Annotated in this window: 6 protein-coding genes; 2 read left to right on the top strand and 4 right to left on the bottom strand. The window is 72.7% G+C overall.

The features are described from left to right. Positions 1–67: 67 nt before the first annotated feature. Complete coding sequence (locus ABZV78_RS03885; protein WP_355635261.1) at positions 68–457, bottom strand: DUF350 domain-containing protein; 390 nt, start codon at positions 455–457, stop codon at positions 68–70. 82 nt (positions 458–539) lie between these two features. Then, entirely contained in the window at positions 540–1,889 is a 1,350-nt protein-coding gene (gene glnA, locus ABZV78_RS03880) for a type I glutamate--ammonia ligase (RefSeq protein ID WP_355635260.1), read from the bottom strand. A 153-nt stretch (positions 1,890–2,042) separates the two neighbouring features. Between glnA and ABZV78_RS03875 the strand changes: the two genes are divergently transcribed. Both ABZV78_RS03875 and panB read left to right on the top strand, forming a co-directional pair. Next, complete coding sequence (locus tag ABZV78_RS03875; protein WP_355635259.1) at positions 2,043–3,803, top strand: NAD+ synthase; 1,761 nt, start codon at positions 2,043–2,045, stop codon at positions 3,801–3,803. A gap of 132 nt (positions 3,804–3,935) precedes the next feature. After that, positions 3,936–4,781: a 3-methyl-2-oxobutanoate hydroxymethyltransferase gene (gene panB, locus ABZV78_RS03870; RefSeq protein ID WP_355635258.1), complete on the top strand. Its 846-nt coding sequence runs from the start codon at positions 3,936–3,938 to the stop codon at positions 4,779–4,781. Between the two features lie 46 nt (positions 4,782–4,827). Here panB and ABZV78_RS03865 read toward each other — a convergent pair whose 3' ends face one another. Beyond that, positions 4,828–5,271 carry a VOC family protein gene (locus ABZV78_RS03865; protein ID WP_355635257.1) on the bottom strand — a complete coding sequence of 148 codons (444 nt, stop codon included), beginning with the start codon at positions 5,269–5,271 and terminating at the stop codon, positions 4,828–4,830. A 28-nt stretch (positions 5,272–5,299) separates the two neighbouring features. Then, the gene (gene npdG, locus ABZV78_RS03860; protein WP_355635256.1) at positions 5,300–5,998 is read right to left on the bottom strand and encodes an NADPH-dependent F420 reductase; all 699 of its coding nucleotides are present in this window, start codon (positions 5,996–5,998) and stop codon (positions 5,300–5,302) included. Positions 5,999–6,000: the final 2 nt, after the last annotated feature.

The raw sequence follows: 6,000 nt of genomic DNA, 5'->3' as shown, positions 1-6,000 counted from the left end.
CCTGCACTGGTTCGAGCCGGGCCGGGCCAGCCAGGACCGCAGCGAGTTCCTGGCCGAGGCGACCGCCCTAGCCGGCCGGGGCGTGGTGTCGGTGCGCCGGGTGCGGCTCGTCGGCGCAGATGACCTCACCGAGCCGGCCGGGGGTGAGCAGGTCCAGCACGAAGAAGGCCAGCGCCATCACGAGCAGGCCGACCAGGCCGAAGATGACCGTGGAGGCCAGCCCCTTGCCGAAGTCGCTGTAGCTGGTGAGGATCGCGGTGAAGACGATGCCGGCGATGCCGAGCTGGTTGGCGGCGAGCAGCAGCGCGGCGTTGCCGTTGCGGCGCACCCAGATCAGCTCCCGCAGCTTCCCCGGCGTGAGCAGGTCGACCAGCAGGAAGCCGGCGGCCAGCAGCGCCACCCCGACGACCCCGAACACGATGCTCTGCCACGCCCCGTTGAGCAGGTCTCCCAGCACCGAACGCCCTCCCCGGCCTCGCCCGCCCGACGCGGCTGCCGGGGCGGTGCCGCAGACGATAGCGGCACCGCACCACCATGATCTAGAGCGAGAGGTAGCGCTGCCGCTCGTACGGGGTGACCTCGCGGCGGTACTGCTCCCACTCGGCCCGCTTGTTGCGCAGGAAGAAGTCGAAGACGTGCTCGCCGAGCACCTCGGCGACCAGCTCGGAGCCGGCCATCACGTCGATCGCCTCGGCCAGGTTCTCCGGCAGCGCCTCGTAACCCATGGCGCGGCGCTCGGCGCTGCTCAGCGACCAGACGTCGTCCTCGGCGCCCGGCGGCAGCTCGTAGCCCTCCTCGATGCCCTTGAGGCCGGCGCCGAGCATGACCGCGAAGGCCAGGTAGGGGTTGGTCGCCGAGTCCAGCGAGCGGACCTCGACCCGGGCCGAGTTCGGCTTGCCGTAGGCGGGCACCCGGACCAACGCGGACCGGTTCAGGTGACCCCAGCAGACGTACGCCGGGCTCTCGGTGATCCGGTCCGGCAGGTGCTGCGGGAAGAGGCGCTTGTAGGAGTTGACCCACTGGTTGGTGACGGCGGTGTATTCGCGGGCGTGGGTGAGCAGCCCGGCGATGAACGACTTGGCCACCTTGGAGAGCTTCATCGGGTCGCCGGCGTCGTGGAACGCGTTGCGCTCCCCCTCGAACAGCGACAGGTGGGTGTGCATGCCGTTGCCCGGCTGGTCGGTGAAGGGCTTCGGCATGAAGCTGGCCTGCACCCCGGTGGAGAGCGCGACCTCCTTGACCACGTGCCGGAAGGTCATGATGTTGTCGGCGGTGGTGAGCGCGTCGGCGTAGCGCAGGTCGATCTCCTGCTGGCCGGGGGCCACCTCGTGGTGGCTGAACTCCACCGAGATGCCGATCCGCTCCAGCGCCAGCACCGCCTGCCGGCGGAAGTCGCGGGCCACCGCGTGGGTGGTGTGCTCGAAGTAGCCGCCGGTGTCCACCGGGATCGGCACCGAGCCGTCCTGCGGGCCGTTCTCCAGCAGGAAGAACTCGATCTCCGGGTGGGTGTAGAAGGTGAAGCCCTTCTCGGCCGCCCGGGAGAGCGCCCGGCGCAGCACGTGCCGCGGGTCGGCCCAGGACGGGCTGCCGTCGGGGAGCAGGATGTCGCAGAACATCCGGGCGCTCTCACCGCTGACCCCGCCCTCGAACGGGAAGACCTGGAAGGTGGTCGGGTCGGGCATGGCCACCATGTCCGACTCGAAGACCCGGGCGAAGCCCTCGATGGCCGAGCCGTCGAAGCCGATGCCCTCCTCGAAGGCCGCCTCCAGCTCCGCGGGGGCCACCGACACGCTCTTCAGCGTGCCGAGCACGTCGGTGAACCACAGCCGGACGAACCGGATGTCCCGCTCTTCCAGCGTGCGGAGGACGAACTCCTGCTGACGGTCCACTTCCACCCCTCGTGACACGTACGTCCGCACCGGCCGGGCCGGGGCCCGGCCTGACCGCCCAGTCTCCACCGGGCTCGTTACGCCGACGTTACGCCCCCGGCGTCTGCCGCGTCCGGCCGGATTCGGCCCCTCCGGCTGGGGCAAGATGAGGGCATGCCCACGCTGCGTCTCGCCCTGTGCCAGGTCGACCCGACGGTCGGCGACATCGCCGGCAACGCCGGCCTGGTCCGCGCCTGGGCCCGCAAGGCCGCCGACGCCGGCGCCCAGCTCGCCCTCTTCCCGGAGCTGATGCTGACCGGCTACCCGGTCGAGGACCTGGTCTTCCGCCGGTCCTTCGTCGCCGCCTCGCGGGCCGCGCTGCACCGGCTCGCCGCCGACCTGGCCGCCGACGGCCTGGGTGACCTGCCGGTCCTGGTCGGCTACCTGGACGCGGACGGCCCGCCGCAGGTCAGCGCCGACGCCGAGCCGGGCAAGGGGGCCCGCAACGCGGCCGGGCTGCTGCACGGCGGGGCGGTGGTGGCCACCTACTTCAAGCACCACCTGCCCAACTACGGCGTCTTCGACGAGGACCGCTACTTCGTCTCCGGCGACGCGCTGACCGTGGTCCGGGTCGGCGGGGTGGACGTGGCGCTGACCATCTGCGAGGACCTCTGGCAGGCCGGCGGCCCGTTCGCGGTGGCCCGCCAGGCGGGTGTCGGGCTGGTGCTCAACATCAACGGCTCGCCCTACGAGCTCAACAAGGACGACATCCGGCTGCCGCTGGTCCGCCGCCGGGCCGCCGAGGCGGGGGCCGCCATCGCGTACGTGAACATGGTCGGCGGCCAGGACGAGCTGGTCTACGACGGCGACTCGATGATCGTCGACGCGAACGGCACGCTGCTCGCCCGGGCGCCCCAGTTCGTCGAGCACCTGCTCGTGCACGACGTGGAGCTGCCGCCGGCCAAGGAACCGCTCGACGGCGAGGCGCGGGCCGACGAGATGCGGATCGTCCGGGCCAAGGTCAGCGACATCCTCCCGCCGGCGCCCCTGGGCGAGATCGCGGTCGGCGGCATCATCGAGCCGGTCGCCGACGAGGCGGAGGTCTGGCAGGCGCTGGTGCTGGGCCTGCGCGACTACGTCAACAAGAACGGGTTCCCCTCGGTGGTGCTCGGCCTCTCCGGCGGCATCGACTCGGCGCTGGTGGCCGTGCTGGCCGTCGACGCGCTCGGCCCGGAACGGGTGGTCGGGGTGTCGCTGCCCAGCCAGCACTCCTCCGAGCACTCCCGCGCCGACGCCGAGGAGCTGGCCAAGCGCACCGGCCTCGACTTCCGGATCGAGCCGATCCAGCCCATGGTGGACACCTTCCTGGCCAACATGTCGCTGTCCGGGGTGACCGTGGAGAACCTCCAGGCCCGGGTCCGCGGCGTCATCCTCATGGCGCTGTCGAACCAGGAGGGCCACCTGGTCCTCACCACCGGCAACAAGAGCGAGCTGGCGGTCGGCTACTCCACCCTGTACGGCGACTCGGTGGGCGGCTACAACCCGGTCAAGGACGTCTGGAAGACGCTGATCTGGCGGCTGGCCAAGTGGCGCAACGCCGAGGCGGAGCGGCGCGGCGAGACGCCGCCGGTCCCGGAGAGCTCGATCGGCAAGCCGCCGTCGGCGGAGCTGAGCCCCGGCCAGCTCGACAGCGACAGTCTCCCGGAATACGACGTGCTCGACCCGATCCTGATCGGCTACGTCGACGGCGACCTGGGCCGGGACGGCCTGGTCGCGTCGGGCCACGACCCGGCGATCGTGGACCGGGTGCTGCGGATGGTGGATACCGCCGAGTACAAGCGCCGGCAGTCCGCCCCCGGCACCAAGATCTCCATGAAGGCGTTCGGCCGCGACCGGCGGCTGCCGATCACCAACCGCTGGCGCGAGGACGGCTGACCCGCTCCCGGCGGCCCGCCGGCCGCCGGGAGTGAAATCCTCCACTCCGCCCTGCCCCCGGCCGGTGTCCCGGTGCGACGATCGCGGCGGAACCCGGGGACCGCGAACGCGGCCTCGAGGAAGGAGAGAGTCATGGTGGAGTCCACCCCGACCGAGGTGACCGCCCTCTACGGCGGGCCGGCCACCCGGCGGGTCCGCACCCGCGACCTGATCGCCGCCAAGGAGCGCGGCGAGCGGTGGGCGATGCTGACCTCGTACGACCAGTACACCGCCTCGATCTTCGACCGGGCGGGTATTCCGGTGCTGCTGGTCGGCGACTCGGCGGCCAACAACGTGTTCGGCTACGAGACCACCCTGCCGGTGACCGCCGAGGAGCTGCTCCCCCTGGTCCGGGCGGTGGTCCGGGCGACCCGGCAGGCGCTGATCGTCGGCGACCTGCCCTTCGGCTCCTACGAGGAGGGGCCGACGCAGGCGCTGCGGACCGCGGTGCGGTTCATGAAGGAGGGCGGCTGCCACGCGGTGAAGCTGGAGGGCGGCCGGCGCTGCGCCGCCCAGATCGAGGCGATCGTCGGGGCGGGCATCCCGGTGATGGCGCACATCGGCTTCACCCCGCAGAGCGAGCACACCCTGGGCGGCTACCGGGTGCAGGGCCGGGGCGACACCGCCGAGGAGGTGATCGCCGACGCCCGGGCGGTGGCCGAGGCGGGCGCCTTCGCGGTGGTGCTGGAGATGGTGCCCGGTGAGGTGGCCAAGCGGATCACCGCCGAGCTGCGCATCCCCACGGTGGGCATCGGCGCCGGCCCGGACACCGACGGCCAGGTGCTGGTCTGGCAGGACATGGCCGGGCTGCGCACCGGCAAGGCGCCGCGCTTCGTGAAGCGCTACGCCGACCTGGCCGGCGCGCTGACCGACGCCACCCGCCGCTACGCCGAGGAGGTGCGCGGCGGCGAGTTCCCGGCCGCCGAGCACACCTTCTGACCCGTACGCCGGGCGGCGCGGCTCCCGGGCCGCGCCGCCCGGCCGGTCAGACCACGCAGAACTCGTTGTCCTCCGGGTCGGCCAGCTGCACCGAGTAGTAGCCGTCGTCGGGGTCGTCCATCGAGCCGAGCACCCGGGCGCCCAGGGCGGTCAGCCGGGCCACCTCGGCGTCGACGCGGGGCCGCCGCTCGGCCACCGGCACCGCACGCCCGCCACCGACCTTCAGGTCGATGTGCAGCCGGTTCTTGACCGCCTTCGGCTCGGGGACCGGCTGGAACCAGATCCGCGGGCCCGCGCCGGTCGGGTCCTCCAGCCGGTCGAGGCAGTCGCCGTCGCCGAGTTCCTCGGGTGGGATGCCGACCGAGAGGTACCAGTCCCGCCAGGTCGGCTGCCCGTCGGGCGGCGGCTGCGGCCGGTAGCGCAGCGCCTCGGCCCAGAACGCGACGAGCCGCGACGGCTCCCGACAGTCGATCACCAGTTGCCACTCCATGCGGCGATGGTGCCGCACGGGTACGACGTCAGAGGTCGGTGACGCGGATGCCGGCGTGCGCCTTGTAGCGCTTGTTGATCGCGATCAGGTTGGCGGTGAACGCCTCGATCTGGTGGGCGTTGCGCAGCCGGCCGGCGTAGATGCCCCGCATCCCGGGGATCCGGGCGGCGAGCGCGGCGACCACCCCGACCAGCTCCCGGTCCTCGGTGCAGATCAACACGTCCAGGTCGATCCGTTCGACCTCCGGATCGGCCAGCAGCGGCGCGCTGACGTGGTTGAACGCGGCGCAGACCCGGGAGTCGGGCAGCAGCCCGGCGGCCTGCTGCACGGCGCTGCCCTCGGCGACGGTCAGCGCGTACGGGCCCTGCTTGTCGAAGCCGAGCGGGTTGACGCAGTCAATGACGATCTTGCCGGCGAGCGGACCGGCCAGCGCCGCGACGATGTCGGCGTGCCCGTCCCACGGCACCGCGATGATCACCACGTCGCTGCGGCGGGCGACCTCGTCGTTGTCCGAGCCGGAGACGGTGGCGCCGGACGGCACGCCGGGCAGGGCGGCGATCTCGGCGGCGGCCTGGGCGGCCCGGTCGGCGGCGCGGGAGCCGATCAGCACGGTCTGCCCGGCCCGGGCGAACCGGTAGGCGAGACCCCGCCCCTGGTCGCCGGTGCCACCGATGATGCCGACGGTCAGCCCGGAGACGTCGGGCAGCGTGGTCGCGTCGTAAGCCATGC

The sequence above is a fragment of the Micromonospora sp. NPDC004540 genome (assembly GCF_040610095.1).
GTDB lineage: Bacteria > Actinomycetota > Actinomycetes > Mycobacteriales > Micromonosporaceae > Micromonospora.
This window is presented reverse-complemented; position numbering and strand designations above follow the sequence as displayed.